Origin of the sequence: Baia soyae, from assembly GCF_004341445.1 — a bacterium.
In the GTDB taxonomy this organism is placed as follows: Bacteria; Bacillota; Bacilli; order Thermoactinomycetales; family Thermoactinomycetaceae; genus Baia; species Baia soyae.
In genome coordinates this window covers 13,380-28,940 of the sequence record NZ_SLXV01000012.1, presented here as the reverse complement: position 1 = coordinate 28,940, position 15,561 = coordinate 13,380, and the positions used below count along the sequence as shown (strand labels likewise).

Below are 15,561 nucleotides of genomic sequence, written 5' to 3'. Positions count from 1 at the left end.
TTAGATAGCTTTACTATTCCTTGTCACAGCGTTTTCTTTATCGTTTGTAGTGTATTTCTATATTATGTAAACTGGGGTCTAAAGTCAACATTTACGGAGATGGCAATTGATTCCGCTGAAAATGACGATAATGTTCCGCTAGCTCCACTGCCGCTACTGCACATACATTGCCAGCTAACTCCCCTGAAATCTCCTTCGCCGTACTCGTTAAGATCGCTTTTAGATCATTAGGGGTGAGATTCGGATTCTCCTCTAAGAGCAATGCACATATTCCCGCCACATAAGGGGTTGCCATCGAAGTGCCTGACAGTCGTAAGTAATGTTCATCTACGCATTTATCTGCAAATTGTAACTCTAATTCGGAGCCTGGAGCGTTTAATGAAATGATATCGGCACCTGGTGCATAGAGATCCGGCTTCATCCACCCATCCTTTGTAGGTCCACGACTCGAAAAGGTAGCTACCTCATGATAGGCAGCACCTACTGTCAGTATGAGCGGATCATGCCCTGGACTACTGATCGTCCCCGGCTTCGGACCATCATTCCCTGCCGCTGTACAAACCATGATCCCGTTATGCCAAGCAATTCGAGAAGCCTGTGCTAAAGGATCATTTCGATAAGATTGAATAGCAGGAGCACCTAGTGAAAGAGACAAGATGTCTAACTGATATTCCTTCTGATTCATTACACACCACTCAATGCCGCGAACGACGGTCGAAAGCTTCCCTCCGCCATGTTGGTCGAGTACCTTAACTCCTACTACCTTGGCCTCTGGAGCTGCACCCACATAAATCCCCTGCGAGCTAAACCCATTTCCGGCCGCACTCCCTGCACAATGAGTCCCGTGACCATGGTCATCATAATAATCCGTCTTTCCCTGAATCAAATCTACAAATCCCACAATCCGCGGAATCGGATTCATGAGATCTGGATGAGGATACAATCCCGTATCTAGAATAGCAATGGTAGTGCCCGCTCCCGTTAAATTGCGCTCTAGATGTAGTTGCCTCACTCCAGTCGATTTCGCAGATAAGTCCAGTGAAGCATACACACGTCGATCGAGATATAAGTGCTCTACCTGATGATGGACTACTAGTTCTTCTAAGAGTTCCGCTGAAAACTCTCCATAGATTGAATCAATCAAAGGGATTTCTCCTAGCACACTCCCACCGCGCTCTACGCACCAATTTGCTAGCGCGTATGGTTCAACCGATTCTTCTTTATCAAACTGTATGATCGCTGGATAAGAGACCGATATAGACTCCTTATCTAATTGCTTCTTACGGCTTAGTTGCACACGCAAATCAGGATCAAGTCGATGCGCGTATTTCTCATACCATTCTCTATTTCTCAACCGCATCTAAGGTCTCCTCACTTTCCTATCTGCATTTAATTAGATCTTCATCTAATGATTACCTGCAAAAAGGAGGAAGTGACTTTAAGCATTTTGATATTTCGTTAGACCCCCTGTATACCAAGTCACAACGGGGAAGAGAATGGACCAGATCCAGATTGAGAGATTCGGAACTCCGACATGACACAGCAAGCTACTTAATAAAACCCCCGTCCATAAAACAAAATGTAGAACACGAATCGAACCTTGAAAGCGTGAATCAGTAAACAACACGAGACAATATAGGAATCCGCCAATCGATAGAACAGACGGAATTACATATGTTAGTAGATGAACCAGACTTTGTTCCAATTCATTAAGTGCATAAAAAAGGCCGACATTCCCTTGAGTTTCTCCTGTAGCATGAGCAAGTGGCACAATGATCCCTTGAGCAAACAAATATAAGATCACAAGACAAATTCCTGATAGATGAACAAACCAAGCAATCTGTCCCATCCACTTCCTCTCAGGAGATACTAGTTTCACATTCCAGGTACATGCAATTAATAAACCGATTACTAATAATACTCCGCTACTCACATACCAGAAGAAAAAAGATGAGCTTCTCTCTACAATAAACTGAGCGGTCGTAGCATAATCATTCTTTGTTTGTTGAAGAAGCAACCACATCGAAATAGCACCCATCACAGAAAGCATCCCTGAAATCCGAAAAATCCAAATTGATCCATTTATTTTCATTTGGTCTCTCTCCCTAGATTATCTATTGTATTCTTCATCATTTCTTCTAGAAGAGAGATGTATACCCATAATGAAAAAGGATGTGTGTGGGCACCACCTTAGCCCAGACACATCCCAATATGATTCAAGTACCTTATCTTATGTTCAACTATGGAGTTTTGGTTTCTTTTTCTGGACTATCTTCATCCGACTTTGCTCCACTATCTGTACTTTTACTAAACTTTTCCGGAGGTAATGGTTGATTCTTTCCTCTTACGGCTCCAGGAGCTGTATACGTATTGATTTGAATCGTTCCACCGTTGATGGTAATTCGAATCACCATCGGCTTGTTGTAATTATTTTTAAAGCGGAAATCAGGCCCACCCCATGAGACAGTTGCATCCCTACCTGGTGGTACATATGGAACTTCTTTACTATGCGAAATGCGACGAGTAATCTTCACATTTGCCTTATCTACACTGTTAAACAATGTACTGGAAACCTGACAGATTCCCCCGCCAATATCTTCCGAGATCTCTCCTTTGACAATGACGCCTGCTTTTTTATAGCCACGCGCCGCTGTACGTTCACCCACTACTTTATTAAAAGAAAACTCTTCTCCCGGAAGTAATACGATCCCATTAATGGTGTCGGACGCTTTCTTGATATTAATCGTTCGATTTTCATTCCCAGGGTCAAAGGTAGTCTTATAGGTTCCAACTACTCTATCATCCGCTTTTTTAATATCATCAGTGGTAACTTGTGGCTCAACTGCAATGAATGGAAGCTCTTTCGTTTGATTCACTAAAGATTTGATATCGGTAAGCCACTCTTGAACTGTTTCTACATCAACCACAGAACCCGCTTGCTCTGGTGTAATGGGATCCCCTACTTTTTTCTGAGAGGCATTTTTCATTGGGACATCTACTTGCTTTTTCACATCATCTAGCCATGCTGTGAGCTTCTTCTGATCAATTTTAGTCGCATCTTCTCCATCGTAGCCAACGGTTCGCAAGTCGAGTTCAAAATTTTTCCCTTTTGCTGTTAGGGTTATTTTCTGAGGGGGTGCCTTTACCTTCTCTTCACTGGCACGAGGATTATTACTTGCATCTTGCGTAACCCAGAGATAAACAGCCCCCACTACAAATAGAAACGCTAAGGCACTGACAAACCACTTTTTCGTTTCTTTAGCCTTCTTCTTTTCGGGATCAGGGGCTTTAGTAGGTTGATCTTCTTCTTTTTTCGATCCAACCAGCTCTTCTCCATTCATCAAATGAGTACTTTGATGTAGATTTTGTAAAAAGGAATTTTCATCTGTCTCGGACTCCTTGGATTCTTCCGACTCAGAAGCTGACTCCCTAGCATCATGCTTTGCTATCTCGGTATCTTGTAGCTCTATCTCCTGGTTCTCTTCTTCTAAGATAGCAGACATCTCTTCTTCACCCTCAGCATCAGCTTCGGTTTCATCACGAGAAAGCCCCTCTTGTTCTTCAAGTACTTTCTCTAACTCCGTAAAATTCCACTTAGAAGTATCTGATAGAAGAACCTCACTATTTTCCTCTAACACCAGAAAGTCGGATTCATTTTGAGTCGCCTCCGCAGAATCCCCTATATCCTCTTGATCAAGGCTATCTGGCTCTTTTTTCTCTTTATCTTTTTCCTGCACTCAGGCTCTCCCCTTACACAACATTTTATCTAAAAATATAATAAAGTCACTTATTTATCACCTGTATAAAAATACAAAATGATCGCGTTTTTTATTGTTTTTTCATAACTGAAATGGCTTTTCGATAAACATTTGGAAACGCTTTTTGGTAGATACTATTGATATCTAGCCATTCTTCGTTCTCACCACATTCAATGGGAACCTGATCTAACTTGATCCGCTCAATCTCGATGAACCAATGACGGTGGCTAAACACATGATCTATCTTAGCTTCCACTTCTCTGCTTTGCACAGTCCATCTACGAGTAAGGAGATATTGATCTAACTCAGCTGATGGATCTTCCTGATCAAAAGTGGGAAGCGACCACATACCTGCTAGTAATCCTTTGTCTGGACGTTTTACAAGAAAAACAGAATGACCCGATTCAATCCAAGCAAATCGGACCGAAACAGGGGTAGGTGCCTTCGCCTTTTTTTTCTGTGGCAATTCATCTTGCAACTCTTGTTCATTTGCCTCGCAAACAGAAGATACTGGGCAAAACAGGCACTGTGGTGACGTAGGCGTACAGATCGTAGCTCCTAGTTCCATAAGCGCTTGATTAAAGTCACCTGGTGCATGTTCTGGGATCAAAACATCCCCAATCGCTTCCATTTTCTTGCGAGTGGCTGGTATCGCAATATCATCATATAAAGCAAAAATCCGTGAATATACCCGCATCACATTGCCATCTACTGCTGGTACCTTTCTTTGATAGGCAATACTTAAAATAGCACCCGCTGTATAAGGACCAATTCCTTTTAAACGAGAAATCTCTTCTATTTGATCGGGTACTTTACCACCATACTTGTCTGCTACCTCTTTCACCGCAGAATGGAGGTTCCGCACACGGGAATAGTAGCCCAATCCTTCCCACATCTTCACTACATCATCGTCACTTGCATTCGCTAAGTCTATAATAGTAGGAAAACGCTCAATAAAGCGGTTAAAATAAGGGATAACGGTATTCACCCGAGTTTGCTGAAGCATAATTTCTGAAACCCAAACCTTATATGGATCTTGGTCTTTTCGCCATGGTAGATCTCGCTGGTATCGAGCATACCAATGTAAAAGCTCGGTTTGAATCGTTGAAACAATAGTAGACTCTGGTCTCTCCATTGTATTCATGATTAATTGCATACTTGCCTCCTACAACTAATTATATAAGAAACAGACTTTTTTTCATCAATAGTATAATAATGTAATCAAATCGTTATAATTTCAATCACATTGACGAAATGTCCATAATTTTATTTTTGACCTACCGCCTACAATATGAGAATCTAATGAATGGAACCACGATAGCGTGGGTCCAATACGAAGCTCTTGTAATTGGATAGTCGCATCTTTGTCATCCACTTGAATCACTTCCACAACTTGTCCCACTTGAGCTTCAGATAGTAGGAACTCATGACGCACGACATGTTCCATCTGATTCTTTATCTGTTCTCGAATTTGGGCAAAGTACTGATCTTGAAACATAGAAATGGAATCTTCTTGAACTCTATATTCAACAAACACTGTTAGTAATTGACTCACTGCTACCATTCCTTTCTGCTTTCAAATACCTTTTTATGAAAAGGAGGACACTATGGATACAGGCACCCATCTTGTCATGGGATTAGGTCTTTTTGGATTAGCACAACTAGATCCGGTAGTAGCAAGCGATCTAGCCACAGCTCATGCTGTACTATTAGGTACAGTAGTTGGCTCACAAACACCTGACATAGATACATTGTATCGTCTAAAGGGCAATCCTGCCTATATTCGAAATCACAGAGGTTGGACCCATTCTCTACCCATGTGGTTGATTTGGCCCACTCTTTTAACCCTCGTTCTCCATTTTGTATTTCCAGCATCGAATACAGCTCATGTATGGCTATGGTGTTTTATAGCGGTCCTTGTACATGTTTTTATTGATTTATTTAATTCGTATGGGACACAAGCGCTCAGGCCTTTTTCGAATAAATGGGTGGCATGGGACATCATCAATATTTTTGATCCCTTCTTGTTTATATTGCATATCGTAGGATTTGTCATATGGTGGTTTTTTCCTTCTTATGCGGGTTTCATCTTTTCTTCTATTTATATCGTCATCGGCCTATATTTAATATGGCGAACCTGTGTACATCATCGTTGGCTTAGATGGGTAAAAAAACAAGTAAACGCACCAGGCTCCTATACCGTCATCCCGACTGCCCGCTGGGGCCAGTGGAATTGCGTATACGAGACGCAGACAGAAGTACGAATGGGCGAAATCCGAAGTGGTAAATTGCTCTGGACTGGACAGCTTACAACTGAATTTAACCATCATCCAGCTACCCATCACTCGAAACAAGCAGAAGCAATCGATGCGTTTTTATCCTTTACCCATTATGGCTATCCACAAGTAATCCAGCACCCATTTGGCTATGAAGTACGGTGGCTCGACGTCCGCTATCATCATAAGAAGCACTTTCCGTTTGTGGCAGTAGCCATCTTGGATAATCGCTATAATATCCTTCATTCATTTGTAGGCTGGATCAGCGAAGGACAGTTAGAAAAGAAAATTTATGAGATGATGTCTACTACAAATAAGTAAAATATTTTATTGAGGTGATACGATGTTTCCCCCAACAACACCGAAAGACGCGACGACTGCCGCATCCACTGGAGATATCTTAGATGGGTTTGAATCCTTTTTCGATCGAGTCACATCGAATCCGATGGATAGTATCGTCTTACCGTTCATTAATATTGTCATCGTTATGTTTCTCGCATGGTTAGTGGTTCGGGTTTTTGACAAGATTATTGATCAAGCCTTTTCACTAGGAAAAGTGGAAAATCGTACTGCCAAAACATTGGTCAAATTAATTAAATCCATCTCCCATTACGTAATTTATTTTATTGCGGCCCTAACTGTACTAGCTAAAATTGGCATAAATCTTGGTCCCGTATTGGCTGGAGCTGGAATTTTAGGTCTTGCCATCGGTTTTGGGGCTCAAAACTTAGTTCGCGACATTATAACCGGCTTCTTTATGATCTTCGAACGACAATTAGAAGTGGGAGATGTCGTTCAAATTAACGGACAGATCAATGGTACCGTTGAGGAAGTTGGACTTCGTGTCACGAAAATCCGTGAATATAATCAACGGCTACACTATCTGCCAAATGGAACCATCAATCAAGTGACCAACTATAACCGAGAAAAAATGCGTGCCATTGTCCCAGTTACTGTGCCACCTGAGTCCGATTTAGATGTCGTGGATGAGGCGCTACAAGAAGCTTGTATGACCGTCAAAGAAGAATATAAAGACCAGATCATCTCTGACCCTGAAGTGGTGGGAATTACCAACATGGACGTAAATGGAGTCCAATTTACCATTACCACCATCGCAACCCCAGAAGAATACTTCATCGTCGAGCGAGCTATGCGAAAAGAGGCTGTTTTAAGCTTACATAGACGCGGAATCACCATTGCTACCCCGCGCAGTGTAGTCGTAGCAACCGACCCTCAAAAAGTGGGCGTAAAAAAGGAATAGATAGCGAAATCGCCCCTGCAGGATAGCCTCAGCTTCCCTACAAGGGCGATTTTTTATCTCAATCCATTATTTACAGAATACTTTTAGACAGAATCCCCAATGTGACTCCCACAACCACTACGAAGGCTAACCAGAGACTCATTCCTTTGATATCCCGGGTCAAAACGCCAACTTCATCAACAGTTGCTACACGAAGTTCTTTTTTACGCTTTTTAGCCACTTTATAGCCCCCTTTATTATCTATCGTTCATTATAACCTTTTTCGTAGTCTTATTTGTCTTTTTTTGTTGGGTGAGATAGTCCCATAAATAAAAAGTAACATAGCTGGCGTATGGACTCCAGTCTTTCGCTAATTCCCGAACTTCAGCTTCACTGGGCCTCGTATCGGATCCATAGAGGAGCTGGAGGGCATTACGCAAGCCAATATCAGCCGCTGGCAACACATTCGACCTGCCGTATCCAAACATGAGCAGACACTCGGCAGTCCATCTCCCAATCCCACGAAAGGATATTAAACGTTTCATGATCTCTTCATCTGTTTCTTGCTGAAGACTAGATAAGTCCAGCTTCCCTTCTATAATCGCCCGAGATAAGTCAATGATATACTCCGCTTTTCGTTGAGTCAGTTGTAGCGTGGTAAGATCTTCGTAGTGTAGATCGGCTACTCGCCTGGCTGTAGGAAAAGAAGAGAACCACCTATCCAGATGAGGAATTTTCTCGCCAAATTCTTCGATAAATCGATTGATCAGCGTTCCAGCAAAGGATAGGTTGAGCTGTTGGGAGATAATCGTACGAATCAAACATTCATATAAATCAGGTTCGCGGACAATATGAAATCCCATACGATCGGATAGGACCGAAGATAAGATAGGATGTTGGGTCACTTGTTCATAAAAGGGGGTTAAATCAACTTGCGAGGACCAACGATGAGTCATAATCTCCTTCAGTTCCGCTTGCTCTGATTGACTCAAGTCATCATGGGATTCGATTTCCAGTTGTCCTGCTTGATCCCTACATACTCCTACTACAATCGCTCGGGAAGAAAGCCGAATCGCTCGCCATAACTTCGCGTCTATCTCGTATTCAGTTGCTTTCTCAAACTCTTTTACTCGTTCGATTGTCTTTTCAAAGGAATAATCCTTGGATAGCGGAATCGTAAGTTTCAACTTTTCACCTTCTACTATATCTTTGTTTCATTTTATAACAAAGCGAAGCTACTAGGAATGGGATTATCCTAGTAGCCCTATGTATCATTAATTGACGACTTCCAACAACATTTTTTCCTTTGTACCCATCTGTTTTGCTTTTGCTGTGCTTTCTACATACAATTCGATCTCATTACCGTGTACCCTTCCTTCAGCATCTCGAGCAGTGCGGTAGCCGATAGTAGGGAGATATACTCTAGATCCTACAGGGATCACTTTTGGATCCACGCCAATGGTAACACCACTTAGACTACTCTTACTTTGCACCGGAGGGGTCATCGCAACAACCGAAAACTCACCTAACACTTTTCCACGATGCCACGATGTCACGCTTGAGGTTTGTGCGGGCTTCTCTTTTTTAGACTCACTTGGTACGACATTTTGCAACGGATTCACTACTGCTTGTTTTCCACTCTTAATACGAATTGATTGTCCCACTCGAACTTTAGAGGGGTCTGAAATCTGGTTTAATTCCACGATTTTCTGCACAGATGTTCCGTATTTCTTTGCTAATCGGTAAAGGGTGTCCCCCTTTTGGATGGTTACTTTCACATAAGAAGAAGTAGTAGCTGATGATTCCATTTCTTTTGCGGCTACGGGTATTGGGTCTAGTTTAAGTGAACCATCATCCTGGATATGGGCACCTATGGCAAAGAGGATCACAACTAGCGTGATTAATAAATACTTTTTCATTCATATTCACCTTTCTTATCAATTCTAATAAACATCATGGACAGAATTTTGAAAAGTTAAACACAAATGGACACAACAAAAAAACTTTATACTCTATTCATCCAGAGTACAAAGTTTTTTATTTCATTACGATTCGTTTTTCTTGATTTTTCGAATAGACAGCACTGCTGATACGTGTTTAAGCGGATACGATGTGGCGGCTTTTAGCTTATCCGCAGATTCCTCATCATCACTCCAATTAGGCCTTACAACACACCTTCGTTCATATTGTGTATGAATCATCACGACACTTAACATAAACAGAAGACCTACCTGTGGTGAAACAATCGGGTAATCATACATACCGTGACCAAGTAAAGCGACTGTCTGCGAGATCAGCATACCAGCCAATCGTTTCTCACCCTTTTGATTGGCAGCCTTTCTCCAAGCCCGTGCTCGACGAATCGTCATGAAAATCAGGGCGCTAAATAAAAAGAGTCCAATTACTCCATATTCGGAAGCGACTCCCAGCACCACATTATGTGCATGATAGATAATCTTACCCGTTATCTGCTTATATAATTGCCCAAAATGAATCGGTAATGTTCCCAAGAGCCAGTTGTCCTGAAAGATTTGCCAAGAAGTACTCCAGACCTGAAAACGGTCGTCAATGGTAGTGGCAAGCGTATCCTTTCGCGGAATAATGGATGGAAAAAATGCAACAATGCCTACAAAAGCAGCAAACAAACCTACTGTCCATTTTCTTTGACCCGTCATCCATACTTGAACAATCAGGCCTATTACCAAGCCAATCCAAGCTCCTCTAGAGCCCGTGTACGCTATCGCCGTACAAAATAAAAAGAACATCGAAAAGGCCAACGTTTTCTTCCATTTCCCCTTTAAAACAGATGATGCATAGATACTTAATAACGCAAAACAAATTAAAAGGGCAGCTGTTAAATTAGAGTTACCAGTTGTACCAATGCTTCGAATCGATCTCTCTGATTGATATCGGTTCGTACGGTAGAAGTCTAATAAGTCCCCTAACCACGTAGCATGTAACCCGTACCAATCTAATTGCTGTAGAAATACGATCGCAGCCACGTAAAGCCCACCAAGCCAAAACAAGAGATATACCTTTTGCAAATCCCTCCAACTAAAGTTTAATACCTTACGCGTCCACATAGATAGCATGTAGTATGCTCCAAATGTTGCAAGTGGTACAATCCCAATCGGGAAAGTGATATGTAGGTCTTTAAGGTGATACCAAGTTGGATTGTAGCACCAGCTAATGATGGTCACTAGCATAAAACCCAGAAAAACAACCTCTGGCCAGCTTCTAAACTCCCAATTTCCCCTAACGTAATAAATAGTAGCACAACTAAGTAGTCCTAAAGCGACCGGGGGTAAAAATGGAGAGAGAAGAATGGAAAGGTACAAAAAGGCAGTGAGGTTATTAACCACATGCTGGTTCCGTTCCATATTCAAGATGTTAACTCCCTTTATTTACAGATATCATGCCAAATGGTATGAAAAAATTACAATAAAACATACCAAAATGTATACATAGAATGACTGAATTCCATACATTATAAACTTACTCCAAGAAAATATAAGATTACCACAATCCTTTAGTAGTTGAACAGCCGAAGTTTAGGGAATCTAATCAAATATTCCTTATTATACCATACAAAAATCCAAACGCTACCAAGTCGTTATGCATCTTGGATACACCTCGCTTCTACTTACCCTATATCTTTTAAACTTCAACATCTTTTTCCTCCTCTTTGTATAGAGCAGACAAGTTAGAACAACCTAAGAACAATAAACCAAGGGGGAACGAATATGCAAAAAAACATTAGTACCACCAATGCCATGATGCGAATTGCTTGCGGATTAGTTGGATTACTCTGGAGTATTAACTATTTAAATCGTCGCCGTGTAAATCGAATGTGTTTCCTTTTCATCACAGTGATGTCCGTTATGAAGATTGCAGAGGGAATAACCCGATTCTGCCCCTGCAAAGCTCTCTATAACAAAATCCGATCCTCTATTAGTAAAGATATGATCCTAAACTTCTCAACATCTAGTTCACACGAATGACTACTATATTCTTCTCTAAAATTGTCGATCTGACCACTATTTCGGTCAGATCTTTTTTTTTATATTAGCTACTTGAAAACCTAACAAACTATGTTACAATCTAAATTAGAAACAGAACATTTGTTCTCACTACCTCAATATAGGAAATTTACTTCAATTTGAAGTCTTATCTATTGCCTATATTCTGACTTTTTCGTATAATAGTTTTCAAGAACTAAAAAGGAGGTATAGAGTGAGCAAACAGATCCATTGGATGAGATTAGCTGTTTCTCTCTGGTCGTAGATAGATCTATACACCTTAATTCAATTATCCGCTCTTCTTAGCATTCCGTCGGTTTTGGAGGCGTTTTCACATATACTACGGTCCACCATTGGGAGATCACTTCAATACAATTTCTTTTTACGAAAGTCAGAATGAAACAACTTTGTATCGATGAAGAACACTAGCCCTGAATTAAGATACTGGTTACCTTCTGAAAAGATTATTTCTCGAACGATAAGAAAAAATTTTTCAGAAAAAAGAAGGCATCTGTCAGTTTACGTCGAAAAATAGGGTACAAACAGTTTCTCGTACTTGAAGGTGGCAACGTGGACTTGAGAACAAAGACATGAAATCAAAAAATATGTGATCAGGAATCTGATCCGGTTGGGGAGTGAATCGTAACATGTCTCTAAGTGAAATGGAAAAAGAAACCGTGATCCAATTTGATGAATCCACCAACCTAGCCACCGTCTATACGGCAAGTTGGACTGTCGCTCGTACTTTGAAAAAAGCCGGTTATCAGCCTATTCGAAGGACAGATGGAGCTTGGTGGTTTCAAATCCCTGTTCATGCCATGTGCATTCAGGGGGATAAAGAAACAACAACCATGTGCTAATAATCATCTGCTCTAGTCAGATGCAGAAGGGGCAAGTACAGACCTGCCTCTTTTTTATTTGTGCATAGAAAAGGCAACCTCTTGAGCGAATCAGTAGGTTGCCTTCGAAAGACATTTATTTTTGAATTTGCGCCAGATATTGGATGGCCTTTTCCGCAATATCTTTTCGATAGTGTGCACTTGGAAAATGAATCTGTTCGACAAGGCTATATGCTTTTTCGCGAGCAATCTGCAAGTTTTCTCCTAACGCAGTCACCCCAAGAACCCTTCCTCCAGCTGTCACCAACTGACTACCTTCATACCTTGTTCCTGCATGATACACCGATTCCCTATGATCTAACTGATTTACCATGCCCGTAATTGGCAACCCACTCTGATACGGTCCCGGATATCCACCTGCAGATAAAATGACACATACAGCCGCTTCGTCTGACCATGTAACCAGATCTGCACGCAGGCGCCCTTCCACTACTGCTATCATAATCTCAACCAAATCACTGGTTAACCTCGGAAGTACCACCTGCGTCTCAGGATCCCCAAAGCGAGCATTAAACTCAATCACTTTTGGCCCTTCCGGAGTCATCATCAAACCTGCGTATAATACGCCTCGATAATCGATTCCTTCTTTTTGGAAGGCTTGTACCATCGGTTCTAGGACCGTCTGAACTGCAAGAGATAGGGCATCCTCGGAGAACTGTGGCACAGGCGAGTATGTCCCCATCCCGCCTGTATTAGGTCCTAAGTCCCCATCATAGGCTGGTTTATGATCCTGGGCTGGGACCATTGGCACAACCGTCGTTCCATCTACAAATGCCATCAAGGATAGCTCTTGTCCAACCAGGAACTCTTCTACTATCACGACATCCCCTGCTGATCCAAACACCTTCTGCTCCATAGCCTCCGAAATCGCTAGCTCTGCCTCTCCTAAGGTAGTGGCAACCACCACTCCCTTACCCGCAGCAAGTCCATCTGCTTTAATCACAATGGGTACTCCTGTTTGACGCACATATTGCTTTGCTTCTTCCGCATCGGTAAAGGCTTGGTAATGGGCCGTTGGGATATCGTGTTTTTTCATAAAGTCCTTTGCAAATCGTTTACTGCCTTCAATCTGTGCAGCTTGTCCATTTGGTCCAAAGACTGATAAGCCAGCTTCTTGAAACTGGTCCACAATTCCATGTAGCAGAGGGACTTCCGGTCCAACAATCGTTAAATCAATCTGTTGTTCTAGAGCAAATTGGCGTAAACCATCTAAATCCTCTACAGAGATCGGTACCAAAGTTGCTATGTTCATCATCCCAGCATTACCAGGTGCTACAAAAATCTCCTTCACTTTTGGGCTTTGTGCGATTTTCCAAAGTAAAGCATGTTCTCTACCACCACTACCTATAATCAGTACACGCATCCATTTATCCCCCTTAGAAGGTAAATCGGCATATCATCCGACTTTACCATCCATCCAAGGATCTAGGAAAAGACCAGACTAATGCCGAAAAGTGAAATTGTAACAAGAAGACAGATGAAGGACCATTCTTCACGATAAAAACTTCTCGTTTTCGCTTTGTAATTCTTATCTGTTGTAAGTACCCCACCCACGATTAACGCAACGGCAAAGAACAAACCTGCTCCAAACTTCAAATTGCTCCCCCATACTGCTAAGCCTGAATCAAACCATATATACGAAAGGACACCGATCGATAAGACAGCCGCGATCGTCCAGAACAAAGCCCATTTTAATAACGACATAAAAGGAATCCTCCTTAACGTTTTTTATTAGTATACGCAAGGAAAATACAAGTCGATACCTCATAAACCTTTGTTCTTGGAAGAAAATTAGTTCTGTCTAATGTTTGAAGTGACGAACCCCAGTAAATACCATAACCAAGCCCAAACGATTTGCTGCTTCAATGGATTCTTGATCTCGAATGGAACCACCTGGTTGAATAATAGCTGTTACTCCCGCTTTTGCTGCTTCTTCAACCGTATCTGACATCGGGAAAAAGGCATCAGAGGCTAATACAGATCCAGTAGCAAGTTCGCCTGCCTGCCCGATCGCAATTCGAGCGGCACCAATCCGGTTCATTTGTCCAGCCCCTACGCCAACCGTACGATTCTCCTTCACTAACACAATCGCATTCGATTTTACATGCTTAACTACTTTAAAACCAAATAGGAGTTGCTCCCACTCCTCCTGAGTCGGCTCACGATCCGTTACCACTTGGCAATCGCCTTGGATCACTTGGTGAAGGTCTGCTTCTTGGACCAAAGCGCCTCCGCCAACCGTAACAATCGAATTTGCTTTACTTTGAGTAATGTTTCCTAATGCCAGTAGACGAAGGTTCTTCTTCTCTTTAAGTATCGTAAGCGCATCTAATTCAAAATAGGGAGCTATTATAATCTCAAGAAACAGCTTCGTCATTTGAAGTGCTACTTCCTTCGTTACTATCTGATTCGTCGCAACAATTCCACCAAAAATGGAGACCGGGTCCGCTTCATATGCTTTTTGATACGCTTCTTCGATCGTTTCTCCAATTCCTACACCACATGGATTCATATGCTTCACTGCCACTACGACTGGCTCTTTAAATTCATTTACGATAGCGAGAGCTGCATTAGCATCATTGATATTGTTGTAACTAAGTTCTTTACCATGAATCTGTTTAGCAGAGGTGATCAGTCCGTCCGTAGAGAGGGTCTCTTTATAAAATGATGCTTTCTGATGCGGATTTTCTCCATATCGCAAAGAGGACTGTTTCTGATAGGTGACCGTTAGTTGCCCTGGGAATGAATTCCCGATTCGATCATTTAGGTGCTTAGCTATTAGTGAATCGTAAGCAGCCGTATGGGAAAATGCCTTTGCCGCTAGATATTCTCTTGTTTGCAAAGTCGTCTCTCCATGATTGGTAATCTCATCAGCAATGTTTTGATAATCTGCTGGATCGACCACTACTGTAACAAAACGATGATTTTTAGCAGCTGAGCGGACCATCGATGGGCCACCGATATCAATGTTTTCAATCGCTTCTTCGTACGAAATATTTGGATTAGAAATCGTTTGCGCAAACGGATATAAATTAACCACCACTAGATCGATTTCTTGGATTCCGTTTGCCTCCATCTGTTGTCTATGAGTAGGAAGATCTCGAACCGCAAGCAAGCCCCCGTGTACCTTCGGATGTAAGGTCTTCACACGACCATCCATGATTTCTGGAAAGCCTGTTATCTCTGATATTCCGATTACAGGGATTCCAGCTTCTCTCAGGAGTTGATGCGTTCCGCCGGTAGAGATCACTTCGACCTCCTTGGCTACTAGTTGCTGGGCAAGTTCTACGATTCCTATTTTATCAGAGACACTAATAAGAGCACGTTTAATACGATTCATGGTGGATCCTCCTTATTAATGGCTGTTTA

The 15,561-nt window shown here is 41.9% G+C and carries 16 protein-coding genes and 1 other annotated feature (1 of these 17 cut by a window edge); of the genes, 4 read left to right on the top strand and 12 right to left on the bottom strand.

Annotation, left to right across the window (positions count from 1 at the left end; genetic code table 11):
• Positions 1-36, bottom strand: a binding site (T-box leader); it reaches 257 nt to the left of the window's first position.
• A gap of 55 nt (positions 37-91) precedes the next feature.
• The 5 genes from EDD57_RS05570 to EDD57_RS05550 all read right to left on the bottom strand — a co-directional run bounded on the left by EDD57_RS05570 (position 92) and on the right by EDD57_RS05550 (position 5,313).
• Entirely contained in the window at positions 92-1,360 is a 1,269-nt protein-coding gene (locus tag EDD57_RS05570) for a S8 family peptidase (protein WP_131848492.1), read from the bottom strand.
• A gap of 78 nt (positions 1,361-1,438) precedes the next feature.
• Complete coding sequence (locus tag EDD57_RS05565; protein ID WP_131848491.1) at positions 1,439-2,092, bottom strand: hypothetical protein; 654 nt, start codon at positions 2,090-2,092, stop codon at positions 1,439-1,441.
• Positions 2,093-2,240: 148 nt separating this feature from the next.
• Positions 2,241-3,737 carry a VanW family protein gene (locus EDD57_RS14770; RefSeq protein ID WP_243649449.1) on the bottom strand — a complete coding sequence of 499 codons (1,497 nt, stop codon included), beginning with the start codon at positions 3,735-3,737 and terminating at the stop codon, positions 2,241-2,243.
• A gap of 91 nt (positions 3,738-3,828) precedes the next feature.
• Complete coding sequence (mutY, locus tag EDD57_RS05555; protein WP_131848490.1) at positions 3,829-4,914, bottom strand: A/G-specific adenine glycosylase; 1,086 nt, start codon at positions 4,912-4,914, stop codon at positions 3,829-3,831.
• Between the two features lie 81 nt (positions 4,915-4,995).
• Complete coding sequence (locus EDD57_RS05550) at positions 4,996-5,313, bottom strand: hypothetical protein (protein WP_131848489.1); 318 nt, start codon at positions 5,311-5,313, stop codon at positions 4,996-4,998.
• Positions 5,314-5,365: 52 nt separating this feature from the next.
• Between EDD57_RS05550 and EDD57_RS05545 the strand changes: the two genes are divergently transcribed.
• Complete coding sequence (locus EDD57_RS05545) at positions 5,366-6,355, top strand: metal-dependent hydrolase (protein ID WP_131848488.1); 990 nt, start codon at positions 5,366-5,368, stop codon at positions 6,353-6,355.
• 22 nt (positions 6,356-6,377) lie between these two features.
• A complete protein-coding gene (locus tag EDD57_RS05540; RefSeq protein WP_131848487.1) occupies positions 6,378-7,295 on the top strand; it encodes a mechanosensitive ion channel family protein in 918 nt (305 codons plus the stop codon).
• A gap of 70 nt (positions 7,296-7,365) precedes the next feature.
• On the opposite strand, the gene EDD57_RS14335 is transcribed toward EDD57_RS05540, so the two are convergent.
• From EDD57_RS14335 to EDD57_RS05525, 4 genes are all read right to left on the bottom strand, one after another.
• Positions 7,366-7,515 carry a hypothetical protein gene (locus EDD57_RS14335; protein ID WP_165873681.1) on the bottom strand — a complete coding sequence of 50 codons (150 nt, stop codon included), beginning with the start codon at positions 7,513-7,515 and terminating at the stop codon, positions 7,366-7,368.
• A 16-nt stretch (positions 7,516-7,531) separates the two neighbouring features.
• A complete protein-coding gene (locus EDD57_RS05535) occupies positions 7,532-8,461 on the bottom strand; it encodes a DNA-3-methyladenine glycosylase family protein (RefSeq protein WP_131848486.1) in 930 nt (309 codons plus the stop codon).
• Positions 8,462-8,548: 87 nt separating this feature from the next.
• Positions 8,549-9,193 carry a LysM peptidoglycan-binding domain-containing protein gene (locus EDD57_RS05530; protein ID WP_131848485.1) on the bottom strand — a complete coding sequence of 215 codons (645 nt, stop codon included), beginning with the start codon at positions 9,191-9,193 and terminating at the stop codon, positions 8,549-8,551.
• A 126-nt stretch (positions 9,194-9,319) separates the two neighbouring features.
• Positions 9,320-10,654, bottom strand: coding sequence for an O-antigen ligase family protein (locus EDD57_RS05525; protein WP_243649455.1), 1,335 nt, complete (start codon positions 10,652-10,654; stop codon positions 9,320-9,322).
• 363 nt (positions 10,655-11,017) lie between these two features.
• Between EDD57_RS05525 and EDD57_RS05520 the strand changes: the two genes are divergently transcribed.
• Both EDD57_RS05520 and EDD57_RS05515 read left to right on the top strand, forming a co-directional pair.
• Positions 11,018-11,275: a YgaP family membrane protein gene (locus tag EDD57_RS05520; RefSeq protein ID WP_131848483.1), complete on the top strand. Its 258-nt coding sequence runs from the start codon at positions 11,018-11,020 to the stop codon at positions 11,273-11,275.
• Between the two features lie 665 nt (positions 11,276-11,940).
• Positions 11,941-12,153, top strand: a complete 213-nt coding sequence (locus EDD57_RS05515; protein WP_072335702.1) for a hypothetical protein — start codon at positions 11,941-11,943, stop codon at positions 12,151-12,153.
• Between the two features lie 115 nt (positions 12,154-12,268).
• On the opposite strand, the gene purD is transcribed toward EDD57_RS05515, so the two are convergent.
• From purD to purH, 3 genes are all read right to left on the bottom strand, one after another.
• Positions 12,269-13,555, bottom strand: a complete 1,287-nt coding sequence (gene purD, locus EDD57_RS05510; protein WP_131848482.1) for a phosphoribosylamine--glycine ligase — start codon at positions 13,553-13,555, stop codon at positions 12,269-12,271.
• 62 nt (positions 13,556-13,617) lie between these two features.
• Positions 13,618-13,896: a hypothetical protein gene (locus EDD57_RS05505; protein WP_131848481.1), complete on the bottom strand. Its 279-nt coding sequence runs from the start codon at positions 13,894-13,896 to the stop codon at positions 13,618-13,620.
• Positions 13,897-13,993: 97 nt separating this feature from the next.
• Positions 13,994-15,532, bottom strand: a complete 1,539-nt coding sequence (gene purH, locus EDD57_RS05500; protein ID WP_131848480.1) for a bifunctional phosphoribosylaminoimidazolecarboxamide formyltransferase/IMP cyclohydrolase — start codon at positions 15,530-15,532, stop codon at positions 13,994-13,996.
• Between the last annotated feature and the right edge of the window lie 29 nt (positions 15,533-15,561).